This window comes from Halomonas sp. N3-2A (genome assembly GCF_002216165.1).
In the GTDB taxonomy this organism is placed as follows: Bacteria; Pseudomonadota; Gammaproteobacteria; order Pseudomonadales; family Halomonadaceae; genus Vreelandella.
Genome location: NZ_CP022286.1, coordinates 512,945 through 537,912 on the forward strand (window position 1 = coordinate 512,945; position 24,968 = coordinate 537,912).

Below are 24,968 nucleotides of genomic sequence, written 5' to 3' on the forward strand. Positions count from 1 at the left end.
TTAGTGCTCGTCCTCGCTGTTGTTAGATAATTGAATACCGTGTTGGATGACCACCAGCGGCATAGTGCCATCCTGGACGTTATCGAGAGTCGTGGCACGCGCATTATTGCTCGCGGCGTTAGCCATTTCCTGTTGCAACATGTTGATGGCAACCTGAGCACGCCAATCAGGGTGACCCTGTTCCGGCTCGGGCTCGGGCTCGGGCTCGGGCGTTGGCGTTGGCTCAGGTTCAGGCGTTGGCTCAGGTTCAGGCGTTGGCTCTGGCTCAGGTGTTGGCTCTGGCTCAGGTGTTGGCTCTGGCTCAGGTGTTGGCTCTGGCTCAGGTGTTGGCTCTGGCTCAGGTGTTGGTTCTGGTTCTGGCTCAGGCGTTGGTTCTGGCTCAGGTTCTGGCGTTGGCACTGACGCTATGACTAGCTCGCCAGGCTCGAAGGTAATCGCGTAATTGGTATTGTGGTTGTCCGTTACCGTGCCCTGTTGGATCGTGTATTGGCCTGCCCCTTCTCCTGCATCACGTTCGAGCTGGCCTGCGAGGTGTTCACCTTCGGCGAGGCCACAGTCGGCGCTAAGCGCGCCGCAACCGGCTTGCCAGGTCAACTCGGGGTCAGGGCTATTTTCGGTTTTACGCTGATGGTCAGCGGTGACGGTCACGGGTCGGCGTTGGACGGTCAGGGTGCCGTCCACAAAGGTCAGGTCGTAGTTGCCATCGGTGCCGCTGGCGGTGTGCGTGTAGGTACCGGCGTCGGTGCCGCTGCCGCCGGTGGTGGTTACGTCTGCCAGCACGCTGGCGTTTTCACCACCCACCAGGCCGGTGGCGGTAAAGCCGCTGACGTTTTGCAGGCCGCCGTTGTAGGTGGTTGTGTTGCTATTGGCGGTAACGGTGGCCGTTGCCTTGTCGATGGTTAAAGCACCGTCCACAAAGGTCAGGTCGTAGTTGCCATCGGTGCCGCTGGCGGTGTGCGTGTAGGTACCGGCATCGGTACCGCTGCCGCCGGTGGTGGTTACGTCAGCCAGCACGCTGGCGTTTTCACCACCCACCAGGCCGGTGGCGGTAAAGCCGGTCACGTTCTGGCTGCCGCCGCTGTAGATGGTCGTGTCGCTATTGGCGGTAACGGTGGCCGTTGCCTTGTCGATGGTTAAAGCACCGTCCACAAAGGTCAGGTCGTAGTTGCCATCGGTGCCGCTGGCGGTGTGCGTGTAGGTACCGGCGTCGGTGCCTCCTGAAGGGCCCAGCGAGACCAGCTGGTTGATAGGCACGGTGTGGAAGCGCTGCAAGGCGTTGAGCTAACGTGTACTAATGGCCCGTGAGGCTTGACCCTATAACACCCAAGGGGTCTGGTCGTAGTGATAATGAAAACCGGATACGCGAATCAAGCCCAACGTGACACACGAAGGACTTGATAGGAAAGAGACGACACAAAGCATCAGTTACATGTTCAGCATGATATACATGACCAGTTACGCCTGACGACCATAGCACGCGTGAACCACCTGATCCCATGCCGAACTCAGAAGTGAAACCGCTTAGCGCCGATGGTAGTGTGGGGTCTCCCCATGCGAGAGTAGGTCATCGTCAGGCACTTATTTAACAAAGAACCCAGCCCATCAGCTGGGTTTTTTGTTTGCGCGGAAGAAAATCAATTAGGGACGTTCCCAAGTCACTGCACCGTCATTCCCGAGTGAGGTTATCGGGAATCCACCTTGACCTTGACCTGCAGCAGCCCGAAACCCCAATTCAACATGGATTCCCGCTAAGGGCCTGCGGGAATGACGAGGGCGGTGCGGAGGTATAACAATGTGGCCACCTCCCGAAGCGTGCACCGCACGTCATGCTCAAGTCGCCACACGTCATTCCTGAGCCACTGAACCGTCATTCCCGAGTGGGGTTTATCGGGAATCTACCTTGGCCAGCAGCAGCCCGAAACCCCAGCTCAACATGGATTCCCGCTAAGGGCCCGCGGGAATGACGAGGGCGGCGCGGAGGGCTGGGGATAGTCATCGTCAGGCAATTATTAAAAAAAACCAGCTTCAGTTGAAGCTGGGGTTTTTTGTTGGTCGCTGATAATGTTTTAAGCGCATCAAGCAGATAAATTATCGCTACTAATCTCACTACTTAGAAAGCATTTGAAAGAAAGTGCTATGATGCGGCGATTAGCGGGGGCATTTTATTCTGAATAGATGTTCACCTATGACATGAAATTACTTTCGAGGTGAAAGGGTGAGTGAAACAGTACCCACATCGTGGCTTGTCTATTGCCGCCCAGGGTTTGAAAGCGACGCTCTGGCTGAAATGCAACACCACGCCAAACAGCACGAGGTGAGTTGCGAACCTGCACAAGGCGAAGGTTGGGTGAGTTTAACGCGCTTAGATAAAGATCCGATTAATGATTTGCATCGTAAAGCGGCGTTTAAGCAACTTATTTTTGCTCGCCAAAGTCTAGCTGCACTGCCTGCGCTCACGCTGTCCCGAGATGATAGGCTTACGGCTATTCTCGATCAGGTAAAGTCGAGTCGTTGGAGTTTTGAAGAAATTTGGCACGAAACGCCAGATACCAATGATGGCAAAGCATTGGCAGGCTTAATTAAAGCGCTGACTAAGCCATTGCAGAGTATGCTAAAAAAACGGGGCGCACTGCGCGGTAAAGCCGGTGCACGTCGTTTACATATTTTCTGGACGGATGGTGATCGTGTTCAGTTGGGTATGAGTTTTCCTGACAATCGAAGTGAGCTGATTAATGGTATACGCCGCCTACGTTTCCCATCTCGTGCACCAAGCCGATCAACGCTGAAGTTAGAAGAGGCATGGCATGAGTTTATTCCACGAGAAGAGTGGGATACACGGCTTGCGGATCATATGCAGGCAGCAGATTTAGGGGCCGCCCCAGGTGGTTGGACTTGGCAGTTAGTCCAGCGTGGCATGTATGTTTATGCCATTGATAATGGGCCAATGGACAAGCAGCTAATGGCTACGGGGCAGATAGATCATCTTAAAGAAGATGGATTTACTTGGGAACCGCCGCAACGAATGGATTGGCTAGTTTGTGATATCGTCGATAAGCCTGTGCGCGTGTTAGCAATGGTGGAAAGATGGTTAACTCGGAAATGGTGTCGAGAGGCAATTTTTAATTTAAAACTGCCCATGAAGAAACGCTGGGACGAGGTTAATCGCTGTATTAGCACTTTGGAAGATGCGTTGGAAACGGCGGGAGTGCGCGCTACGATTACATGTCGCCACCTCTACCATGATCGGGAAGAAGTGACGGTTCATGTAAGGCTCGCTCACTAATTTAAAGGTCGGCGGAGTAACGTAAGGGTGTTAACAGCCTGGTTCGTACACGCGGACAGTTTCGTCTTCTGTTAACAGAGGTAGAATGCTCTGCATGGCCGCTGCACGTGCTTCACTTGAATGCCACTCTTTCCAAGCCCGAAGGTCGCGCCATTTGGTAATCATCAGGCGGCGATCTGTATGGCCAAGTTCGACGAGCGTTTCTCCACCGACAAATCCTCGTACGCCAAGTGAAACGCGCATTGCTTCGCGGGCAGCCAGTTCATATTCTTCTTCCAGGCCAGGCATAATACGCCGTTCAATGATTACTTTGATCATGCTGTCTGTTTCCTAAACGAGATTGTAGATGACTGATAATACGTATGACCCAAGTGCCTTTGATGCATCGTTAGACACAACGGGTTTATATTGCCCTGAACCTATTATGTTAATGCATAATAAGGTGCGTGATATGACGCCAGGGCAGGTGTTGAAGGTAATAGCGACAGACCCTGCAACGACTCGCGATGTGCCAAAATTTTGTCAATTTTTGGGACACCAGCTACTGCAGCAAGAGGAGTCTGATGACCACTACGTGTATTTTATTCGCCTAGCGTAAAGCTTCTGCAGCTATGCGAGGCTAGCCATTAATATTGGCTTTAGGCTCTGGCTTTGATTGGGTAGCCTCGCAAGTGCTTAGTTAAGATCACCCCTCTTTATTTGGAACAACCATCATCGCCAAAGCTTCCAGTGTCGCAGGGTCTTCATCCATTATGCGGTTAGCGATATGGCGTTGAAAAAAGTAAACCGTGCGATGGCGAGAGTGGGCATCGTAAAGGCACTTATCGCCCAGTAGGATGGGGGACATCGTGGCTTGCTGTTCATCGGCAAGAACTGCTTCAACGCTTCCATCGCTATAGAGGCGCCATCCATAGACTTGCTTCATATTCCAGGGTGCATCGGGATGATTCATGCATAAAGCATGAGTGCCAAGGGTGTCTGGAAGCTGTTGAATCAGCGTAACCTCTCCTGACGCTTCATACTCGAAGTAACTGGCTGAGGCCATTAGCTCGTCGTATTTATGATCAGGAGGAAGGGCGAAAATTTCTTCAGTTTCTGGATCGCGGTAGCCAATAAACTGGCCATTTTCATGGCTGTCGAGTTCATGACAAGCAGCGAGCTTTTCCATCCATGGCACAAGGCCAATGATGTTACCGTTCTCTTGCAGCCCCCAGGCCAAAATAGGTAGGCCGTAATACGTGTCGGGACTCGCAGCGAGCTGGTAGACCATCTCTAACCCATCTAGCTCAGGGGCTAGGCGGATCAAACATTTTTGCGCCTGCTGACGCTGACGCACGGTTTCCAGGTCGATGACCTGGGCAGAGCGGGGTGACAGGGATGCGCCCATAATGTCCCTCCTTGTGCTGCGTGGTCACGACATCGGTAAACAGCGTATGCTGCCTACCACTTAGTTCACCAATAGCACAGGTTGCCCAGAAGGTTAAGGGGGTTTGTGATTTTTAATTATCGGAGCAGCTAGTAAATTGATCTCGCAGCGCTTGGTGTTGTGCTTTTACTTGTCGGAGCTGCTGCCAGGGAGCCTGCGGGTTATTCAATGATAACCAGGTGTTCTGATAGTTTTTAACCGCTTCAGGTGGCGTTATTTGGTGCGCATTAATTAGTCGGTTAATTGCTGTAAGCCACTTGAGGGAAATCTGCTCAACTTGATTAAATCCTGCTGGAAGGTCATCTTGCAGGCATTCGCTAGTGGTTAAGCGCGTTGACTCAAGTGCTATGTTTGCCTCCGTTAAGCGTTGGTGGGCGAGTAACAGTGTGCGTAAAATTTCTGCTGTTAATGGCCTCTCTTGCAGCGCTTTAAGGTGGTTTTCAAGTGCTGAAGAGTCCTGTTGCCATGCTTGGCTAAATTGGTGCGTCACCATTCGCTCAAGGTAATCAACGGCAACCAGTTGATTGTCAATATTAGGTAGTTCAGCGCTGTTTAGGGGGGCACTTGCTCGGGAAAAGCTTTTTTCCCACTCTTCAGAATCAAAAATGGCATTCCAGCTGACCGCTGGTAGCTGTTCTGTCTTAAGCTCAGTTAGTTCAGCCAACCGCGCCTTATTGTCATCACTTAGGCCGTCAGGAACATCACTGTTCCAGCAGGCACTTAGGCGTTGCCATAGTGCGCGTTCGTAAAGCCAGTGCTGGCTAGGGGGAGCAACGCGCCCCAACTGATTGTTCCGCGCTGCAATGAGTGATGTTATCTGACACTCACGTAACGCATAGATATTGAGCATACCCTCTCGGGTTTCAGGAATATTGAATAGCCGCTCTCGACGTTCAGGAAATTTACCAATATTAGGTGGAGGGTGACGCTCAATATCGGCAATTGCAAGGTCGCTAGTGAGCTGTTGGTGATACTCTACCCAGGGCTGTTCAGCACCATTGTTTCCGCAGCTCACTAGTAGCAAGCTGGCACTGGCAGTCAGCCATAATATAGGTTGTGGGTAGAGCGCCATTGCTTACTCCTGTTGGCTAATCCACTTTAACCGCCAAGCAAGTAATAGTGCGGCTGTGCTGAGCCCCGCAATCAGGCCCATCCAGTAACCATGGACCCCCAGTGGGCCAGACATACCGCCTAGACCGTGAGTTCCCAGCCAGTGACCACCGCCTAAACCGACAATCCAGTAAGAAAGTACGGTAATGACCATCACGATTCGGGTGTCTTTATAACCTCGTAATGCACCTGCTAAGTTGACTTGAAGTGAATCGGATAGCTGGAAAATGACTGCCAGGGATATGATGGTGAGCGCCAAAGCCTGGATGTCGGTATTGGAGGTGTACAACGCAATCACCGGCACCGCTGTAAACCAAAGTAATGTACTGTTGATGACGGCCACAATGACACTGATCACGATACCGTTCCAAGCGACAGTGCGCGCCATAGCAGAACGTTGTTGGCCCAATGTATTACCAACACGTACGGTAAGTGCCATGCTCAATGACATCGGCAGCATAAACAGAATAGACGTGAAGCTTAGGGCAATTTGGTGAGCCCCGACTGTGACCTCTCCGAAACTGGCAATAAACAAGGCTATCAGGGTAAATAACGTCACTTCCACGAAAATAGCCACACCGATGGGCATACCCACTACGACAAGCTCGCGGATGCCGGACAGTGTTGGTGGGGTTAGCGTTTGCCAAATTGAGACGCTTTGATAGGCGTGTCCTTTACGGGTATAGAGGGCCATTGCAACGGCCATTGTCCACATCGAGAGTGCTGTAGCGATGCCGCAGCCGAATGCGCCTAGTGCCGGTAGCTGTTGCAGAGCGCTGGGTAGTCCATCACCCAATAGGTTAACTAAGCCATCACCGCCATAGATAAGTAAATAGTTACTGGGAATATTAACGGTTAGCCCCACCAAACTAATCCATAACGCGGGCCGGGTGTGATTCATGCCATCTGAAAAGGCTCTAAGCGCCTGAAACAAGGCGATTCCGGGCATGCCGAAGGCAACCGCGGAAAGGTAGGCAGCAGACTCTCTTGCAACCGCTGGAGGAACCCCCATAAGTTCGAAGATAGGTGTCACGACTGTCCACAGCAATACAGCGGCAGTGAGCCCGAGTACTAATGCGACCCACAATGCCTGGTGAACCGCAGGGCGAATATCACTGTTTCGCTTGCCACCCAAAAGGTGCGCCACGATAGGCGTAAGGCCCATTAATGTACCGGTCATAAATAGCATCAGTGGCATCCACAGGCTTGAGCCAACCGAAACGGCAGCTAAGTCGGTGGCGTTATGCCTGCCGGTCATGATGACGTCGACCACGCTCATACCCGCCTGCGCGAGTTGAGCACCACAGATGGGTAGTGCTAACGCTACCAACGTGCGTGTTTCTGGCCAATAGATGGATTTTATATTGCTAGTAAAGCCGCCCACGGTATGTTTCCTGTTTAGCAAAGTGACCCAACAAAAGCCGATAGAGTAGCAGGAGTTACTAGGATCTCGGTAGCTGTCTAATGATTTGCCATCTCTTTATCATCTGGACAAGGCGCGGGTATACTTTACGAAATGAACGACGACGTAGGTATATAGTGACTCAAGAGCAGGAGCGTTGGACGCTTCACGACATAACGGCGCTGTTTGATGGTGTGTTTTTAGCACGCTATCAGACGCGATTAATCAAAGGTGGCGATGAACCCCTATATCGCCCAGCTACATCTGAAACACCTTATCATCAGGTGATTTTTGCGCGCGGTTTTTTTGCTAGTGCGCTGCACGAGATCAGCCACTGGTGCATCGCAGGAGAGAAGCGTCGACAGCTGGAAGATTACGGGTACTGGTACTTGCCTGATGGGCGCGACGCCCAGCAGCAGCACGCCTTCGAACAAGCGGAGATTGCCCCGCAGGCGCTGGAAAAGCTGTTTACCCACGCCTGCGGACGCACATTCCACGTTAGTGTCGATAATCTAGGTGGGGACGTTGAGGTTGATCGAGATGCGTTTGCCAACAAAGTAGAGGCCAGAGCAGCACGTTATTTAGCAGAGGGGCTGCCATTGCGTGCCAACGCTTTCTTTATCGCATTGACACGCTATTATCAGCATCAAGATACCTTGGTGCAGGCCATTAAACAGGGGCAGCGAGAACTTGACGTGGCGCTGGTCGCGTCGGCTTAGTCTTTCTCGGTAAGCTGTTTGTGAAGCGTTAGCATTACTTCAATTTCGTGCTCGGGCCGCATCGGTTCGAGCCCCATGTCGTTAAAAATTTCGCTGCGTAAGCGGTGCCAATCTCTCGCGCTAATCGCTTCATAAAGCACCTGTGCCGGCGCTAATTCAACAAAAGGATCCAAGCCATAGGTGTCAAAGAGTCGAGCCAGCGCTGCTTCATCCTCGCCGTTATCGCTGGTATACAGCGTAGCCGAGAAGTGATCGGTCTCTAGTTCACGTATGACATCCAAAGGGCTGACGCCGAGGCTTTCTAGCTCTTCAATGCTATAAGACCCCATCACGTTCGTGTCTTCACTGATCCAGCTATCGTCAGGCTGAATGAGTGTTTGCTTAATGCGACCATCAGGTAGAGACCAGGCAATAGCCAGCGGCAAGCCGTCATCTTCGCCCGTCTCAATGGCAATAAATCCTGGGTAATCAGCCACGCTTCGCTCCTTTTAAGCTTCCGCATCAAGGCGGAAAAAATGCTGGGCAGTGCGGGTTGTTGCGTTCCCCAGCTCGGTTTCAGTCACGTCATGCCACTGGGCAATCTCTCTTACAATCCATGGTAGCAAGGCTGGCTCGTGACGGCGTCCTTTTAGTTTGGCTGGAAGATTGCGAGGCAGCAGGTAAGGACAGTCAGTCTCTACCATTAACCTTTCTAACGGAATATCTTTCACTATTGAGCGAAGGTGATGACCTCTGCGCTCATCACAAATCCAGCCGGTTAAGCCAATATGAAGATCTAAATCGAGATAGCCGTGCAGCGTATCTCGGTCAGCGGTGAAACAGTGAATAACGGCTTGGCTGATGTCGTCTCGCCAGCTATACAGCATTTCACGCATTCGTTGCCCCGCGTCGCGTTCGTGCAAAAATAGCGGTAAGCCACTTTCAGCAGCGAGCGCCAACTGAGCTTCGAACGCTCGCTCTTGCTCGTGAGGCGTTGAAAAATTGCGATTAAAGTCCAGTCCACACTCGCCCACGGCAACCACTTCAGGTTTTTGATGAAGCGCTTTCAACTGGCGCGCCACATCACTATTCCACCCGCTAGCATCGTGTGGGTGAACCCCGGCAGTGGCATATATGCCTGGGGTCTGTTTAGCCAGCTCTACGGCTTGCTCAGCGTGTTCAATATCAGTACCCGTCACTATTAAGGTAGCTACATTGGCCGCTTTCGCCCGTGCAATGACATCAGCTAAATCACGCTGAAAGCTCTCGTGAGTCAGGTTAGCGCCGATATCCACCAAGGGGGCACCAGAGCGAAACTGCAGCGCCTCGGGTAAAAAACTATCCACAGCACTTGTCGCCAAGCGTCACACTCCCAGTGTCAGTTAAAGATTCGATAGCAGCCAGCTCCCGTTAATTATTTAGCCAGCTGTAAAACGCCATTGTAACGCTGGAGAGTAACAACGACTAATGGTCTATCCCGGGTAGGTGTCTCAATCGAATGGCACGAATTGCAAAAAAACTGGCTCGATAGGTAAACAGTAAAGCGGTTTTTACTTTTAACATGAGGATGAAGCATGAAATAAATCGGGCTTAAGGCTCTTTTAATAACAACAATAGACAGGTGAAAAGCATGCATCTATCACGTCATTGCGCTATTTCTGCGCTATCGGCTGCGGTCATTACGGCTAGCTATGCCCCCAGCGTGGCCGCCAGTGAAGGTATTTCAGATAATGAAATCCGCATTGGTTATCTAGCTGATATGTCGGGCGTTTATCGCGACCCCATAGGCCCATTAGGGCAAGATGCCATTGAGATGGCGATTGAGGATATTGGCGGCAGCGTACACGGTGCCCAAGTTGTCGTCTTTAGCGCTGATGATCGCAATAGCCCTGACGTTGGCTCAAGCGTGGTGCGTGAATGGATTGATGAACGCAATGTCGACATGGTCACTGGCCTAGTGGCTTCATCGGTTACATTAGCAGCAGTAGGCTTGTTAGAAGAGGCGGATAAACTTGGCTTAGTGAACGGTGCTGTTTCTTCCAGTGTCACTAACGAGCACTGCTCTCCTAACCATATCCACTGGGTTTACGATACCTGGGCGATGTCTAACGGTACGGCCAAGGCAATTACTCAGGAAGGCTATAAAAACTGGTATTTGCTCAGTGCCGACTATTCGTTTGGCCATGCACTTGAAGCGGATGTAGAGCGAGTGGTCACCGAAAACGGTGGAACGATAGTCGGTAGCGCGCGCCATCCCTTCCCGAACAGTGACTTTTCCTCTTTCATGCTGCAAGCCCAGGCATCGGGTGCTGATGTAATTGCGCTCAATAATGCCGGTGGAGACACCATCAATGCGGTGCAAACGGCAGGCGAATTTGGCATTACTCAAGCCGGGCAGATTCTAGCAGGCATGGTGCTGTTCAGTACTGATATACGCAGCATTGGATTGGAGAGCGCTCAAGGACTGCAGTTCACTAAAGCATGGTATTACGACTTAAATGATGAAACGCGTGCCTGGGCAGAGCGTTTCCGTGAGCGCACCGGCAGCATGCCGACCATGGTGCATGCAGGGCTCTATTCCAGCACCCGCCACTATTTAGAAGCCATAGAGGCAGCGGGAACAGACGACACGCAAACCGTTCGTCAGCAGATGGCCGATACCCCCATTAACGATATTTTTGCAACGAACGGCTACATTCGTGAGGACGGCCGTATGGTGCATGACATGTATCTCGTTGAAGTGAAAACACCGGAAGAGTCAGCTGATGAGGATGACCTCTTCAGAGTTGTGCGCACTATTCCCGCCGAGGAAGCATTCCGGCCACTTTCTGAAAGCGTTTGCCCACTCGTCAACAATTCGTAAAACGCTGAAGCCCTAACAACACATAACAATAAGGACTTGGCATGGAACAGACACCCTTAATTCACCGTAATACGATTGGCGCTGCGCTAAACCGCAGCGCTCGCAAATATTCTCACCAGCTTGCGTTAACGTTTGGTGAACGAACCTGGAGCTATCAATCGCTTAACAATGCCGCTAACAGCGTAGCTAGTGGCTTGTTAGCGGCCGGTCTTTCTCCTGGGGATCGGTTGGCGGTATACGGTAAAAACTCAGATGCCTATGTCATTGCCTGGCTTGCTGCCACTAAAGCGGGCTTAGTACATGTGCCTATTAACTTTGCGCTAAGTAGTGATGAACTGCGCTATATCCTTGAGCAGTCCGGGGCGAAAGGAGTGCTAAGCGATAGTTCGCTAGCTGACAAAGTGCAGCAGGCAACCCAAGGGTTAGCATTAACGGTCAATGGAACACTGCATGCTGATCAACAAGATAGTCAGTTAGGTCGTTTTGATGTCTTGGCTTATGTGCATTCCTCGCCATCAACAAGGGAGCCAGCGGTCGCAGTAGAGGGAAGCAGCTTGGCGCAGCTGCTCTATACCTCTGGCACAACCGCAGCGCCTAAAGCGGCAATGATGACCCACCAAGCGCTGATGGCGGAATATATGGCCTGCATGGTGGAGTTGGATATCAAGGGAAGTGACGCCATGTTGGCCGCTCTTCCGCTTTACCACTCCGCACAAATGCATGTTTTTTTGATGCCGGCTTTACTACTGGGCGCCCCCATTCATTTGCTTGAAGCACCGCTTCCGGATAGCTGTCTGGCGACGATTACCAAACAAAAAATCGTATCGTTCTTTGCGCCGCCCACGGTGTGGATCAGCTTGCTACGTCATCCTGACGTTGATCAGTTCGATTTAACCACACTCAAGAAAGCGTACTATGGCGCCTCGATCATGCCGGTGCCTGTGTTGGAAGAGATGCAGCAGCATTTCTCCGATGTTGGTTTATATAACTGCTACGGGCAGAGTGAAATTGCCCCCTTGGCAACGGTATTACGCCCAGAAGAGCATGCTGAGCGTCCTGCGTCGGCGGGGCGACCGATACTTACGGTGGAAACACGCATTGTTGATTTGGAAATGAACGATGTTCCCTCGGGTGAGCATGGCGAGATTGTCCATCGTTCGCCGCAGTTAATGACGGGCTACTGGGATAAGCCGGAGATGACCGCTGAGTCTTTCCAAGGCGGCTGGTTTCACTCTGGTGATGTGGGCTACTTCGATGAAGCAGGCTACTTATATGTCGTGGACCGGATTAAAGACGTTATCAATACGGGGGGCGTGCTGGTTGCCAGCCGTGAGGTGGAAGAGGCGCTGTTTAAGCACTCGGCTGTTTCGGAAGTAGCGGTGGTGGGGCTACCTGACGAAAAGTGGATTGAAGCGATTACCGCCGTCGTTGTGGTGAAAGAGGGGCAAGTGGTTAGCGAGGATGAACTCATCCTTCATACAAAAAGCTTGATTGCACCCTACAAAGTTCCTAAGCGTGTGGTGTTTGCAGAGGCTCTACCAAAAAGCACCGCAGGTAAAATTCTTAAACGTCACCTGCGCCAAGACCTAAAGGAGTGAGCATGGACGAGCAAACACAAGCGCTGTTTCATGACATGATCAGCCGCTGCTTAGCGCAGCAAGTAGCGCCTTTCTATGACCAGTGGGAAGCGGACGGTGAAATACCGCGCTCTTTATGGCTAGCGCTGGGTGCCGCTGGTCTATTGGGGATTGATCTTGATGAGACCTATGGTGGCTCAGGTGCCGATATTGCCATCACCCAATTGGCACTGGAGGAGATGTCTCGGCAAGGGTTTGGTGGGCTAGCCAGCGCTTACAATATTCACGCCAATATCGTGATGCCTTACCTGCAAAATTTAGCCACTGATGAACAGCGCGAAACCTGGCTTCCCCGCATGGCAAGCGGGGAGTGGTTGGGGGCGATTGCCATGAGCGAGCCGCATGCTGGCAGCGACCTGGCGGCGATGAAAACCCGCGCCACCAAAACAGCCGATGGGTGGCTGCTTAACGGCAGCAAGCTGTTTATTACCAATGGCCAAGTAGCCGATCTCGTTATTGTCTGTGCAAAAACAGACCCCAGTGCAGGTGCAAAAGGGGTCTCGCTGTTTTTGGTCGATACGTCACTTCCCGGTTTTTCTCGTGGCAAGCCCATTAAGAAAATTGGCCAGCACGCCAGCGATACGGCAGAACTAGCATTTGACCAACTGCAACTGCCTAACAGTGCCTTATTAGGGGAAGAGGGCGCTGGGTTTCGCTATCTAATGCAAGAGCTGCCCCGGGAGCGCTTAGGCGTAGGTGCGCAAGCGCTTGGCGCGGTAGAGGGCGCGTTGGCATTAACGCTTGATTACGTTACCCAGCGTCACGCATTTGGTCAGCGCGTGGCCGACTTTCAAAATACCCGCTTTACGCTGGCTGAGATCAAGGCACAGCTGGATGTCGCGCGTGCCTACTTTGATCAGTGCGTTAATAAGTACCGCCACGGCACGATGACAAGTACCGAAGCCGCGATACTCAAATTACAGCTTAGCGAGCTGCAGTGTCGTGCTGTTGATCGGTGCCTTCAGCTGTTTGGTGGTTATGGTTATACCCATGAGTATCCCATTTCACGCTTCTATTTAGACGCACGTGTGCAAACTATTTACGCCGGTAGTTCTGAGATTATGAAAGAAGTGGTCGCACGCTCGCTGTTGGGCAAAGTGGCTTAAGCGCTTTTCTTAAGTACTTTTCTTAAGCCCTTTTCTTAAGTCCTTTTCCGCTGTGCGTCATTACTAAGGAGAGATTATGCAACTGGATAGCGTTGTTATTGTAAGCGGTGCTCGTACCGCTATTGGCGGGTTTGGTGGGTCGCTCTCATCTCTTGCGCCCCATGAGTTAGGTACTATCACTGCTCAGGAAGCATTGCGCCGTGCGGGCATTGCTGGCGCTGATATCGACCACTCTGTGTATGGCCATATTATTACCACTAGCCCAGAAGATGCCTATCTTGCCCGTCATATCGCGTTGAGTGCGGGAGTGCCGAAAGAAGCCGGTGCCTTTAATGTTAACCGGTTATGTGGTTCCGGCGTGCAGGCAGTGATATCCGCTGCGCAGCAAATCGCTCTGGGCGACAGCCGCTTAGCATTGGCAGGTGGGGCTGAGTCGATGTCGCGGGGTGCTTATCTACTGCCGCCTCAAGCACGCAATGGCATACGCCTAGGCGATGCCAATATCCAGGATCTTACCCTCGGCATTCTTAGTGATCCATTTGGCAGCGGACATATGGGCATGACCGCTGAAAATATCGCCAAGCAGTATGGCTTAAGCCGCGAGCAGCTAGATCAGTTTGCGGTGGATAGCCATCGTAAGGCGGCAAAAGCCATTGCAGAAGGGCGTTTTGACGCGCAAATCGTGCCTGTTGAGGTGACAAAAGGAAAACAGACGGTTTCCTTTGCCCGTGATGAGCATGTGCGAGAAGGCGTTGAGTTAAGCGATTTAGCACGGCTTAAACCGGCCTTTAAAAAAGAGGGAGTGGTTACGGCAGGCAATGCCTCTGGGATCAACGATGGCGCAGCGACCTTGGTGCTGGCGCATGCTGATGAAGCACAGCAGCGCAATTTAACGGTTAGGGCGCGACTGCGCGTGGCAACCACCGCCGGTGTGGAGCCTTCGGTAATGGGGTTAGGGCCAATCCCTGCGGTGAAACGCTGCCTCCAGCAGGCAGGGCTGACGATCAATGACATTGATGTGATTGAGTCCAATGAAGCCTTTGCGGCACAAGCAATGGCGGTTGCCGATACGCTGGGTTTCCCAGTGGAAAAACTCAACCCGAATGGTGGTGCGGTGGCGCTCGGTCATCCAGTAGGCGCGACCGGTGCCATCTTGATCCTAAAAGCCTTACACGAATTGGAGCGACGTCAGGGCCGCTATGGTTTGATCACGCTGTGTATCGGCGGTGGGCAGGGCATTGCGCTGTTAATAGAGCGCGAATAACAAACGGTTTTCCAATAACAATCGACAGGTGTGTTTTATGTCTACGATAACGCCAAAAATACTTCCTTCTACGCCCTCTGCGACTAGCTTGCCGCTGTTAATTAGCGACTTGCTGGAGTCAGGTGTTCGAATGGCGGGGAACAACCAGATTGTTTATCGAGACCAGAGCCGTCATGACTATCAACGTTTTCGTGAGCGGGTACACCAGCTTGCCCATACGCTAACAGCACAGGGCGTTCAGGCGGGTGATGTGGTGGCGGTGCTGGACTGGGACAGCCATCGTTATTTAGAGTGCTTTTTTGCCATTCCCATGATTGGTGCCGTGCTACACACCGTCAATGTACGTTTGGCGCCTGAGCAAATTCACTACACGATGGAGCACGCTGAAGACGTCTTTGTGCTGGTACATGAGGATTTCGTACCGCTACTGGAGCCGCTGGCTGATCAACTACCTAATATACGCGGTTACCTACTTTGCCAAGAAGCGGCGAGTCAAGAAACACAAAGCACCGTCAGCACGTCGCTGCCATTAGTGGGTGAGTTTGAGGCGTTGTTAAGTGAGCAGCCAACTCATTACGAGTTCCCTATTTTTGATGAAAATGCAGTGGCTACGCTGTTCTACACCACGGGCACCACCGGCAATCCGAAAGGGGTGTTTTTTACCCATCGCCAATTAGTCCTACACACACTAGGCGAAGCCAGTACCTTCCAAGCACCGGGTTTTGAGCTGCTCAACCGTGACAAGGTCTACATGCCCATCACGCCGATGTTCCATGTGCATGCCTGGGGCGTGCCTTACACCGCCACGTTGATGGGAGCGACCCAGGTGTACCCTGGCCGCTATGAGCCGGAAATGTTGGTCAAACTGTTGGTGAACGAAAAGGTCGATTTCTCCCACTGCGTGCCAACGCTGTTAAATATGGTGGTGAGCGCTGACGCTATCGCATCGAAAAAAATTGATTTAACCGGTTGGAAGGTGCTTGTCGGCGGCAGTGCGCTAACCCAAGCCCTGGCTAGCCGTGCTTGGTCACTCGGCATTGATACACGTAGTGCCTACGGCATGTCAGAAACCTGCCCGCTGCTAACCGCTGATATTTTACCTCAGGATGTTGCCGAGGCTGATTTTGAAACGCAGCTTCCCTGGCGGTGTAAAGCTGGTTTACCCGTGCCCCTAGTGAAATTGCAGGTGGTTGATGCCAATGGAGAGCCGTTACCCCATGATGGCGTCAGTGTTGGTGAAGTGCGTGCCCAGGCACCCTGGTTAACCCAGGCGTACTACAAAGAAGAGAAACGCAGTGAAGAGCTTTGGCGGGATGGATGGCTGCATACCGGTGATGTTGGCTCGATTGATGAGCATGGTTTCTTGGCCATTAGCGACCGTATTAAAGATGTCATCAAAACCGGTGGAGAGTGGCTCTCTTCACTTGAGCTGGAAAGCTATATCAGCCAATGTCCAGGTGTCGCTGAGGTGGCGGTCATTGGCGTTACGGATGATAAATGGGGTGAGCGTCCAGCAGCGCTGGTTGTTCCCAGCGACGTCAATAACCCGCCCACGGCAGAAGAGGTACAGGCGTTTATGGAGCAGTTCGTCGAACAGGGCAGCATTAATCGCTGGGGTATTCCATCGCTGATTCGTTTCGTAGATGAAATTCCTAAAACCAGTGTGGGTAAGCTGGATAAAAAGCGCATTCGCACTGAGATATAAACGCTAGCGTTTTATGCCCGCCGTTTGCGCCTTGCGGTAAGCGGCGGGTGAATTCCCCGTCCACTGTTTAAACGCTCGGCTAAGACAAGCAAGGTCTTCAAATCCTAGTTTTTCTGCGATGGCTGTCAGTGGCTGTGTGCTGCGAGTGAGTGCTTGAATAGCATAGTCGCGACGGTATTCGTCTTTAACCGCCTGGAAATGGGTACCTTCAAGTTTCAGGTGCCTTGAGAGTGTGCGCACGGACATATGTAACGCGTCGGCCACATGCTGAACCGTGCATGAGGTGGGTAAGTGACGGCTAAGATGTTCGCGAACGCGATGAGTAATCAAACGATCTTCAAAAGAGACGTAGAACCAGTCAGCCGGTGCGCGTTGTAGAAATGCGCCAAGATGCTGTTTCGTTTGGCGTATGGGGTGGTTTAGAAACACCTTATCAAAGTAAACAGCTGTTTGCGGTTGATCAAATTTTAGCTTGCCGGGATAGAAGTAGAGATAGTCAGCACTGTGAGCGGGTTGGGCGTAGCCGCACTCCATCAGGATAGGTGGAATTTTGCGTGCGATCATCCAGGAGGCGATACCGTGAAACAGTTTCAACATCAATTCATGAATCAATATTCGACTGCCGTGAAGCGGGGCGCGTTCTTCAAGCGCCATCCGAGCAAAGTCGCCTTCAATAGTAAAGTCGTAGCCGAAATCATCCAAGAGAATCCGAAAAAACTGCGTATAGCGGTGAAGCGCAACATGCAGCGTAGGCGCATCTAGCAAGCTCAAGCACAGCAGCTTTAGCGTTCCACAGCGTAGCGGCCTGGAGAAAAAGCATGGCGTCTCATCATCTATCTCAAGGGCGAGGAGGCGGTAAAGTTCGGCAAACTGCTCAACAGTGACTCGGCCGTTCGGTGCGCTGAGTAGAAAGGGAGAAATTCCAGCAAGCTCCAGATAGCGGACAGGGGAATGATCAGTGGCGGGTAAGCCACACAGTAGTTCGTTCACAAAGTGCATTGAGACGGTAACGGTCACGATGTCAGCCCTAAACGAGTAGCTTGGCGCTACCTTGTTATTATCACGTGATGGTGGGACGTTAGCACGATGTGTCGTTTGGCTCTATAAGGGCTCTCCTTAACGCGAGCGCATGCGTTACACTGTGCGCCTCATGATGAAGGAGGACACTGCGTGACCTTGTTACGACTCGAACAGCTGCAACTCGCTTACGGCACCCAAGTACTGCTTAACCGCGCCGACCTAACGGTTGAAAAAGGCGAGCGGCTGGCGCTGGTCGGGCGCAACGGCACCGGTAAATCAACGCTATTAAAACTAGTCGCGGGCGATATTCATGCCGATGATGGTTCCATTTGGCGTGCGCCGGGCTTGAAGATTGGCGTATTGTCCCAGGAGCTACCTGAATCCTCAGGCATGACGATTTTTGACATGGTTGCTCAGGGGCTGCCGGAAGCGGGGGAATTGCTTTCTGAATACCAGCACCTGATCAATGATCCAGACCCCGACATGAATCGCATGGCCAAGCTGCAAACCCGCATCGAGGCTATCGACGGCTGGTCTTTCCATCAGAGCATTGACGTCGTACTCACTCGTTTAGGGTTACCCCCTGAAGCTGAAATGAGCGCGCTTTCCGGTGGCTGGCGCCGCCGTGTTGCGTTGGCGCGTGCCTTGGTTTCTGAGCCGGACTTGCTGCTTCTTGACGAGCCTACCAACCATCTTGATCTAGACACGATTGCTTGGTTGGAAGAGCAACTGCTGGCCTTCAACGGCGCGGTATTACTGATTACCCACGACCGTGCCTTTTTATCTAAGCTGGCCACCACGATTCTTGAGCTAGACCGAGGCAAGCTTGGTCGTTATCCCGGTAACTATGCCGAGTATCAAGAGCGTAAGCAGCACGAGCTAGAAGTAGAAGCGCGGGAAAATGCGCTTTTCGATAAAAAACTGGCCCAAGAAGAAGTCTGGATTCGTCAAGGCGTCAAAGCGCGGCGTACACGCAACGAAGGGCGTGTGCGTGAGCTTGAGCAGATGCGTTTGGAGCGTAGCCAGCGACGTGAACGTCAGGGGACTGCCAACCTCACTGTCGACAGCGGCGAGCGTACTGGTAAGCGGGTAGTCGAGCTGAAAGGCGTAACACAGCGCTTTGGTAATGATGTCATTCTGCGTGATGTAAATCTTGAAGTGATGCGCGGCGACCGCATTGGTTTCCTTGGTCGCAACGGTGCAGGTAAAACAACGCTGCTGAAAATCTTGCTAGGCGAGCTTGCTCCAACAGAAGGTAGTGTTCAGTTGGGGACCAATTTAAAGGTCGCTTATTTCGATCAATTACGTGCCGGTTTAGAGCTGGAAAAAACCGTCTACGACAACGTCGCCCAAGGCAGCGATCGGGTAACCGTTGGTGGAAAAGATCGTCACGTGATGAGCTACCTTCAGGATTTCCTATTCACGCCAGATCGTGTTCGACAGCCGGTGAAAGCCCTTTCTGGCGGCGAATCCAACCGTCTGTTGTTAGCCAAGCTGTTTACTCAACCTGCCAACGTATTGGTGTTGGATGAGCCTACCAACGACCTGGATATGGAAACCCTGGAACTGCTTGAAGAGCTGCTGCTGGACTTTGATGGCACGCTGCTCCTGGTCTCTCACGACCGGACATTTATGGATAACGTCGTGACCAGCATGCTGGCTTTTGAAGGTGAGGGGGTTGTGCGTGAATACGTGGGTGGCTACACGGATTGGATTCGCCAAGGAGGTAAACTGCCACCTGCTCCGTGGGAAGGCGCTGCCCGCCAGAACACTGAACCGACCAGCATTGCAGTTGAAAAAGCGCCAGAGAAGCCGGTTGCTGAGCCTGTTAAAAAAACCGTTAAGCTCTCTTACAAAGTGCAGCGGGAGTTAGATGCGTTACCTGCGGAGATTGAGCGCCTTGAGAATGAAGTAGAGGCGTTAGAGCAAGAGATTGGCGACCCCGCTTTCTATCAGCAAGAAGCCAGTGCCGTCACAGCAAAATTGCAAGCGTTAGAGAACGTACAGCAAACGCTTGAAACGGCAATGGAGCGTTGGATGGAGCTTGAGGCGATGGCCAGCGGTGACTGACACCAGCAGCGAATGAGTAAAGGCACCCAATGGGTGCCTTTCTACACGAGTTACTCGTCGCTCTCTTCACCTTTTTTGCCGACCCGAACGGCCAAAACGTCGCACTGCGCGCCGTGAAGTACGCCGGTAGACGTGGAGCCTAGCAGCAGGGCAAAGCCATGGCGCCCATGCGAGCCAACAACGATCAGGTCGACATTGTGCTCTTCTGCAAAACGATGAATTTCCGTGTCTGGCATGCCGACGACGACATGTTGATCAGCAGGCTCGACGTGAGGGGCGGCAATCTCAGTCAGCCGCTTCTTCGCGTGGTCATCCAGCTGGTCTTGAATGCTGGTGAGATCCATCGGAATGTCACCACCGTAAGCGAAGCCCAATGGCTCAAGGGTATGCATGATCGAAATCTTGGCGTCGTCATTGCGAGCGGCAATCGCGACCGCACGCTCCAAGATTTTATGGGAGTCTTTAGTTAAATCAACGGCTACTAAAATGTGGTGATAGCTCATGGCTTATCTCCTTCGTGATAATTAACAAAGAGAACGCTTTGTTAGATGACCTTTACTTTAGGCTTCAAGTGCCATCTTAACAACGATCTATGTCATGCTTTTTTAAGTTAACCCGATAGTATGACTAATTTTAACATCCATGCTGATGGCCAGTATTTGCGACTAGGAGAAGTGGTTAGATGGAGTGGCTTATTATTATTTTTATATCGCTGTTTGTTATCGCACCGGTAATGTGGCTTAAGCCCAGCCCGCGGCAGAAGCGCCATATGGCGCTGCGTTTGAGTGCCGCCAAGAAGCACGGGGTAGTGATCAAGATGGAGAAGCCCCCGTTGCATAATTTTCGAGGCACGATGCCCGCCTATCGGTGGTATTTTTCCCATCACGCGCCAGGGCCTGATTTTGTGTTAGTGCGTGAATCGAACGCAAGTGAAGCGCTGGAGCTTTATCATGCCGGGTGGCGTTGGCGCATTGCACCATTACGGCCATTGCCAGAAGAGGCAAGCGCTACTTTGAAAGCCCTGCTAGAGCGCCTTCCACAAGATGCTTTGGTGGTCGAATCAAACGCGACGGCGTTAACACTATGGTGGTGGGAGTCACAAACTGCAGAGCGTTTTGCTATCTATGGAGAAGATTTTCAGACGCTAAGAAAGGCGCTTAGCGGATTGTCAGACCGCCCTGCTGCAAAGCCGCTAAACGGGGCTGGCGAAACAGCAGGGCAGTGATGGGCGTCTTACGCCGTGGGACTGTCTTGGTCTCTTAACTGAATCGCCATACCATTGGACTCTATTAGCGCTAGCCACTTGTCTAACTGATCTAGGTCACTGTCACTTAGGCCCGCCAGCATCTCTTTGCGTGCCTCCAGGACGACGCTGTCGATTTGTTCAAGTAGCGGCATTGCCGCTGGCGTCAGATAGAGTCGTTTGCTTCGGCGATCATTATCGCAGGCCCGTCGCTCAACCAGCCCTTGCTCCTCAAGTTGTCCAAGGGTTCTGACTAATGAGGGCGCTTCTACGCCAATCACCCTTGCTAAATCACACTGTGGGTTGCCTTCACCTAACTTCCATAAATGGTAAAGCGTCACCCAGCGTGTTTGTGTTAACCCCAAGGGTGCCAGCCTTCGATCAAGAATAGAGCGCCACAAGTGGGGCAGACGTGCAATGCGAAAACCAATTGTTGAAGCCATAGTAAACAGCTACCGAAAAATGTAAGTAGGCGAATTGTCATAAGCTGCGCCGCTGAATGCAAGGCGTTATGTTATTCGTCCGTTGACAGATCGTTTTCAGAATTGTTGTTTCCGGGTATAAAGCGCCGCAAATTTAGCGCACTCAAGCCGCTAGGTTGGATTTTGCTATCCGCTATCGTGGCTTTTTCCAAATCTTCCGAAACAGTAAACCGGATCAGCCCCAGCCGTTGTCCGCTGGCGGTCATAATGTCGATACGCCACTCTCCCGACGGTGCTTCTGGGAAGTTTTGCTTATGGCTCCAGGCACGATAGCCCTGCTCCCGTCCACCGTTGATAGCAAGTTCTACTTCATCTAACAATTCGCCGTTGTGGTGCCATGCATGATGAATTGTCTCGCTTAATCCACGCGGTGCCCGAATGGCGGTGTAAACGTAAAGGCCGGTAGAACGAATTGCGTCTGGCGTAAGCGCCATGGCTCCCTGCGGCTCGCGGCTCTGAATATCTAGCGCTGGAGAAAGTGCACTGTTTGTCATCCATAAGCTGGCAGGAGGTACCCATATTTTGCCGAGCCAAGCCGCATAGGCCAGCACGATAGTGAGCACAAAGAATCCGCACCAGCGCGTTAACGAGCGTTTTTTAAGTAAGTGCCAAAAACTGGGCAGCGCTACCAATATGGTGATCACTAGCGCAAGGATCAAACTTTGGCCAGTCGTCAGCTGCAGCATGATAGGCAGAATAACCAGTACCACTAAAAAGACACATTGGGCATGAAAGATAAAATAGAGGCTTCGCCAGCGCCCAGCGAGTTTGTAATAGAGCGGATCTATGATCGACAGTATTGCCATTGCGATCACTAACAGCGCAAATAGTGTCTGCCCGCTGTTCCACACGGTTGTAACCAGGATAAATGGCAACGTAAAGAAAAGTGTTTCCTGGTGAATCATTTGGGCGATAAAGGTAGTAACACCGCGGGGCAAGGTGGGATGGCCGCGTTTAGCAAGCCAGCGCCCGATGAGGCTCTCAGAAAGCAATAGCAGCCAGGCAAAAAGAAGTCCCAGCGCTAATACCGCTCCTAGCCACTGTTGGCGGTCCACCAGAAAAAAACTACCTAGCCCGGCGCCAAACGCGATAGGTGGCCACAGCCAGCTCCAGGGTTTTAAGCGTTCGACGGTACGTTCAACCCGTGCTTGTAGTGCCGTAATACGGGCGGGAGTAAAGAAACTACCCATGGCGTTGTTGGCTCATAAATGAAAACAGCATGATCGTTGGATTCGTCAGTAAAGTCGATGCGTTCCCTATCCTGTCTATAAAAAGCGCAAAAAATGTGGGCCTGCTGTAAGTTGATTTGTGTAAGTGCACTTGAGAGATAAGCGCATTAGCCAAAAGTCAGGGCTTGACGTTCCTCATTATCTCAACCAAGCTTACGCAATCAAACGACCGTATGAAATGCGTGGCAGGTCCGATTAAAGGTGCCAGCCCGAACTTGTGGAGAGAGCGCGGATGATCTATCAAGGCAATGCCATCACGGTGGAGCGTCGTGACACCCAAGGTGGCAATGACATCGCTAAGCTCACTTTCGATCTGAAAGATGAGTCCGTTAATAAGCTGTCCAGTGCTGTTGTGGCAGAGTTGGGCGAGGCAGTAAAAGCGCTTCAAGCTGAAAGCGGCCTACAGGGGTTGATGATTAGCAGCGGCAAAGATGCGTTTATTGTCGGCGCTGACATCACCGAATTTCACAGCCTTTTTGACAAAGGCGAAGAGTATCTCGTCGAGATGAACCTTAAGGTTCACGACATCTTCAATGCGATTGAAGACCTGCCTTTTCCAACCGTGACGGCCATTAATGGCTTGGCACTGGGTGGCGGCTGCGAAGTACTGTTGACCACCGATTTCCGAGTAATGAGCGAGAAAGCCAAAATTGGCTTGCCTGAAACCAAGCTAGGCATTCTGCCAGGTTGGGGGGGATGTGTACGTTTACCCCGCTTGATTGGTGCGGATAACGCCATTGAGTGGATTGCTGGCGGCACTGAAAATCGTGCTAACGCAGCACTTAAAGTCGGCGCAGTCGATGCTGTCGTTACTCACGAGCTGCTTGAAGAAGCCGCGCTGGACATTCTAGACCGTGCCAATGCCGGTGATTTAGATTACCAGGCGCGCCGTGAAGAGAAGAAAGCACCGCTTAATCTTAATGCCATTGAGCAAATGATGGCGTTTGAAACTGCCAAAGGGTTTGTCGCTGGCAAGGCTGGCCCTCACTATCCTGCGCCGGTAGCGTCGATTAAGGTGATTCAGAAAGGCGCTGGCGAGACCCGTGCCCGCGCCCAGGCGATTGAAGCAAAAGCATTTGCCAAGCTAGCACTCAGTAGCGTTGCCTTTAACTTGGTTGGCTTGTTCCTTAACGATCAAGTTGTGAAGAAAAAAGGTAGCAAATACGAGAAGCAGTCGCAGCCCGTTAAGCAGACCGCTGTGCTGGGTGCTGGCATTATGGGCGGTGGTATCGCCTATCAGAGTGCCAGCAAAGGCACGTCCATCATAATGAAAGATATTAACGATGAGGCGATTGAGCTGGGTCTGAAAGAGGCGCGTAAGCTATTTGCTAAGCAGGTAGAGCGTAAAAAGCTGACGACTGAGCAGATGGCTGAAAAGCTGACCAACATTCGCCCCACGCTTTCTTACGGTGATTTCGGCAATGTTGATCTAGTGGTTGAAGCTGTCGTTGAAAATCCCAAGGTCAAGGACGCCGTGCTGACCGAAGTGGAAGGCATGGTGAGCGAAAATACCATCCTTACCTCCAACACCTCGACGATTTCTATCAACCGCCTAGCCAAAAACCTTAAGCGTCCAGAAAACTTCTGCGGCATGCACTTTTTTAACCCTGTGCATCGTATGCCGCTGGTGGAAGTTATTCGTGGCGAGAAGACGTCAGATGCAGCGGTGGCCGCCACAGTTGCCTACGCTCGTGCAATGGGCAAAACCCCGATTGTTGTGAATGACTGCCCCGGCTTTTTGGTCAACCGCGTACTGTTCCCCTATTTTGGTGGCTTTAGCTTCCTGGTAGAGCAGGGCGCTGATTTCCAACGCGTTGACAAAGTGATGGAAAAATTTGGCTGGCCCATGGGTCCTGCTTACCTGCTAGACGTAGTGGGGCTAGATACAGCGGTACACGCTAACGAAGTGATGGCGGAAGGCTTCCCGGATCGCATGGCGCGTGACGGCAAAACCGCTATTCAGGTGATGTACGACAATAAGCGTCTGGGCCAGAAGAACGATAAAGGCTTCTATGCCTATGAAGAAGATAAGAAAGGCAAGCCTAAGAAAGTTACCGACGAACAAGCCTACGCGCTGGTGAAAGACGTCGTGAAAGAGCAGAAAGAGTTTTCTGATGAAGACATTATCGCTCGCATGATGGTACCGCTTTGTCTGGAAACTGTTCGTTGCCTTGAAGATGGCATCGTGGAAACTCCCGCTGAAGCCGATATGGCATTAATCTACGGCATCGGTTTCCCTCCCTTCCGCGGTGGCGCACTGCGCTACATTGACGCGATGGGTGTTGCCGAATTCGTGAAGCTAGCCGAAAACCTTGCGGAAGAGTTAGGCCCGCTTTACGCGCCCACTGAGAAGCTGCGTCAGATGGCTCAAAATAACGAGCAATTTTATGCTGGCTCTCAGGCCTAACCACCACGCAAAGGAGATATAAG

22 protein-coding genes and 1 rRNA gene are annotated in these 24,968 nt (G+C 52.0%); 12 read left to right on the plus strand and 11 right to left on the minus strand.

Features of this window, described 5'->3' with window-relative positions:
• The gene (locus CEK60_RS22315) at nucleotides 1–1,254 is read right to left on the minus strand and encodes an MBG domain-containing protein (protein WP_446718647.1); all 1,254 of its coding nucleotides are present in this window, start codon (nucleotides 1,252–1,254) and stop codon (nucleotides 1–3) included.
• A 206-nt stretch (nucleotides 1,255–1,460) separates the two neighbouring features.
• Between CEK60_RS22315 and rrf the strand changes: the two genes are divergently transcribed.
• Both rrf and rlmM read left to right on the plus strand, forming a co-directional pair.
• Nucleotides 1,461–1,576: ribosomal RNA gene (gene rrf, locus CEK60_RS02235) — 5S ribosomal RNA — on the plus strand.
• A 639-nt stretch (nucleotides 1,577–2,215) separates the two neighbouring features.
• Nucleotides 2,216–3,283 (plus strand): 23S rRNA (cytidine(2498)-2'-O)-methyltransferase RlmM, encoded by a 1,068-nt coding sequence (rlmM, locus tag CEK60_RS02240; RefSeq protein ID WP_089037635.1) that lies wholly within the window; start codon nucleotides 2,216–2,218, stop codon nucleotides 3,281–3,283.
• Nucleotides 3,284–3,313: 30 nt separating this feature from the next.
• On the opposite strand, the gene CEK60_RS02245 is transcribed toward rlmM, so the two are convergent.
• Nucleotides 3,314–3,601, minus strand: coding sequence for an antibiotic biosynthesis monooxygenase family protein (locus tag CEK60_RS02245; protein ID WP_089037636.1), 288 nt, complete (start codon nucleotides 3,599–3,601; stop codon nucleotides 3,314–3,316).
• A 28-nt stretch (nucleotides 3,602–3,629) separates the two neighbouring features.
• On the opposite strand from CEK60_RS02245, the gene tusA reads away from it, so the two are divergent.
• Nucleotides 3,630–3,881 (plus strand): sulfurtransferase TusA, encoded by a 252-nt coding sequence (tusA, locus tag CEK60_RS02250; protein WP_089037637.1) that lies wholly within the window; start codon nucleotides 3,630–3,632, stop codon nucleotides 3,879–3,881.
• A gap of 87 nt (nucleotides 3,882–3,968) precedes the next feature.
• Here tusA and CEK60_RS02255 read toward each other — a convergent pair whose 3' ends face one another.
• The 3 genes from CEK60_RS02255 to CEK60_RS02265 form a co-directional block, all read right to left on the minus strand.
• Nucleotides 3,969–4,670 (minus strand): hypothetical protein, encoded by a 702-nt coding sequence (locus CEK60_RS02255; protein WP_089037638.1) that lies wholly within the window; start codon nucleotides 4,668–4,670, stop codon nucleotides 3,969–3,971.
• Between the two features lie 112 nt (nucleotides 4,671–4,782).
• A complete protein-coding gene (locus CEK60_RS02260; RefSeq protein ID WP_089037639.1) occupies nucleotides 4,783–5,781 on the minus strand; it encodes a DUF3080 family protein in 999 nt (332 codons plus the stop codon).
• Nucleotides 5,782–5,784: 3 nt separating this feature from the next.
• Nucleotides 5,785–7,203, minus strand: coding sequence for an MATE family efflux transporter (locus tag CEK60_RS02265; RefSeq protein ID WP_089037640.1), 1,419 nt, complete (start codon nucleotides 7,201–7,203; stop codon nucleotides 5,785–5,787).
• A 155-nt stretch (nucleotides 7,204–7,358) separates the two neighbouring features.
• Here CEK60_RS02265 and CEK60_RS02270 point away from each other — a divergent pair, with 155 nt between their 5' ends.
• On the plus strand, nucleotides 7,359–7,940 hold the full coding sequence (locus CEK60_RS02270) for an elongation factor P hydroxylase (protein ID WP_089037641.1): 582 nt from the start codon (nucleotides 7,359–7,361) through the stop codon (nucleotides 7,938–7,940).
• Here the strand turns inward: CEK60_RS02270 and CEK60_RS02275 are convergent.
• Together CEK60_RS02275 and CEK60_RS02280 are read right to left on the minus strand one after the other, a co-directional pair.
• Nucleotides 7,937–8,416 carry a hypothetical protein gene (locus CEK60_RS02275; RefSeq protein WP_038483013.1) on the minus strand — a complete coding sequence of 160 codons (480 nt, stop codon included), beginning with the start codon at nucleotides 8,414–8,416 and terminating at the stop codon, nucleotides 7,937–7,939. The genes CEK60_RS02270 and CEK60_RS02275 overlap by 4 nt on opposite strands.
• A gap of 12 nt (nucleotides 8,417–8,428) precedes the next feature.
• Nucleotides 8,429–9,280: a TatD family hydrolase gene (locus CEK60_RS02280; RefSeq protein WP_089037642.1), complete on the minus strand. Its 852-nt coding sequence runs from the start codon at nucleotides 9,278–9,280 to the stop codon at nucleotides 8,429–8,431.
• A 269-nt stretch (nucleotides 9,281–9,549) separates the two neighbouring features.
• On the opposite strand from CEK60_RS02280, the gene CEK60_RS02285 reads away from it, so the two are divergent.
• From CEK60_RS02285 to CEK60_RS02305, 5 genes are all read left to right on the plus strand, one after another.
• The gene (locus CEK60_RS02285; RefSeq protein ID WP_089037643.1) at nucleotides 9,550–10,782 is read left to right on the plus strand and encodes an ABC transporter substrate-binding protein; all 1,233 of its coding nucleotides are present in this window, start codon (nucleotides 9,550–9,552) and stop codon (nucleotides 10,780–10,782) included.
• Nucleotides 10,783–10,823: 41 nt separating this feature from the next.
• A complete protein-coding gene (locus CEK60_RS02290) occupies nucleotides 10,824–12,380 on the plus strand; it encodes a fatty acyl-CoA synthetase (RefSeq protein WP_089037644.1) in 1,557 nt (518 codons plus the stop codon).
• Between the two features lie 2 nt (nucleotides 12,381–12,382).
• Nucleotides 12,383–13,525, plus strand: coding sequence for an acyl-CoA dehydrogenase family protein (locus CEK60_RS02295; RefSeq protein ID WP_089037645.1), 1,143 nt, complete (start codon nucleotides 12,383–12,385; stop codon nucleotides 13,523–13,525).
• Between the two features lie 76 nt (nucleotides 13,526–13,601).
• Complete coding sequence (gene bktB / locus CEK60_RS02300) at nucleotides 13,602–14,789, plus strand: beta-ketothiolase BktB (protein WP_089037646.1); 1,188 nt, start codon at nucleotides 13,602–13,604, stop codon at nucleotides 14,787–14,789.
• Between the two features lie 37 nt (nucleotides 14,790–14,826).
• Nucleotides 14,827–16,494 carry a fatty acid--CoA ligase gene (locus tag CEK60_RS02305; RefSeq protein ID WP_089037647.1) on the plus strand — a complete coding sequence of 556 codons (1,668 nt, stop codon included), beginning with the start codon at nucleotides 14,827–14,829 and terminating at the stop codon, nucleotides 16,492–16,494.
• Between the two features lie 3 nt (nucleotides 16,495–16,497).
• Here CEK60_RS02305 and CEK60_RS02310 read toward each other — a convergent pair whose 3' ends face one another.
• A complete protein-coding gene (locus tag CEK60_RS02310) occupies nucleotides 16,498–17,511 on the minus strand; it encodes an AraC family transcriptional regulator (protein WP_089037648.1) in 1,014 nt (337 codons plus the stop codon).
• A gap of 153 nt (nucleotides 17,512–17,664) precedes the next feature.
• Between CEK60_RS02310 and CEK60_RS02315 the strand changes: the two genes are divergently transcribed.
• The gene (locus CEK60_RS02315) at nucleotides 17,665–19,584 is read left to right on the plus strand and encodes an ATP-binding cassette domain-containing protein (protein ID WP_089037649.1); all 1,920 of its coding nucleotides are present in this window, start codon (nucleotides 17,665–17,667) and stop codon (nucleotides 19,582–19,584) included.
• A 50-nt stretch (nucleotides 19,585–19,634) separates the two neighbouring features.
• Here the strand turns inward: CEK60_RS02315 and CEK60_RS02320 are convergent, their stop codons facing one another.
• Nucleotides 19,635–20,087 carry a universal stress protein gene (locus CEK60_RS02320; protein WP_038483043.1) on the minus strand — a complete coding sequence of 151 codons (453 nt, stop codon included), beginning with the start codon at nucleotides 20,085–20,087 and terminating at the stop codon, nucleotides 19,635–19,637.
• A 179-nt stretch (nucleotides 20,088–20,266) separates the two neighbouring features.
• Here CEK60_RS02320 and CEK60_RS02325 point away from each other — a divergent pair, with 179 nt between their 5' ends.
• On the plus strand, nucleotides 20,267–20,809 hold the full coding sequence (locus CEK60_RS02325) for a preprotein translocase subunit YajC (protein ID WP_089037650.1): 543 nt from the start codon (nucleotides 20,267–20,269) through the stop codon (nucleotides 20,807–20,809).
• Nucleotides 20,810–20,817: 8 nt separating this feature from the next.
• Here CEK60_RS02325 and slyA read toward each other — a convergent pair whose 3' ends face one another.
• Both slyA and CEK60_RS02335 read right to left on the minus strand, forming a co-directional pair.
• Nucleotides 20,818–21,270: a transcriptional regulator SlyA gene (slyA, locus tag CEK60_RS02330; RefSeq protein ID WP_089037651.1), complete on the minus strand. Its 453-nt coding sequence runs from the start codon at nucleotides 21,268–21,270 to the stop codon at nucleotides 20,818–20,820.
• Nucleotides 21,271–21,341: 71 nt separating this feature from the next.
• The gene (locus CEK60_RS02335; RefSeq protein WP_089037652.1) at nucleotides 21,342–22,499 is read right to left on the minus strand and encodes a DUF5924 family protein; all 1,158 of its coding nucleotides are present in this window, start codon (nucleotides 22,497–22,499) and stop codon (nucleotides 21,342–21,344) included.
• A gap of 271 nt (nucleotides 22,500–22,770) precedes the next feature.
• Here CEK60_RS02335 and fadB point away from each other — a divergent pair, with 271 nt between their 5' ends.
• Nucleotides 22,771–24,945: a fatty acid oxidation complex subunit alpha FadB gene (gene fadB / locus CEK60_RS02340; protein WP_089037653.1), complete on the plus strand. Its 2,175-nt coding sequence runs from the start codon at nucleotides 22,771–22,773 to the stop codon at nucleotides 24,943–24,945.
• Nucleotides 24,946–24,968 lie beyond the last annotated feature (23 nt).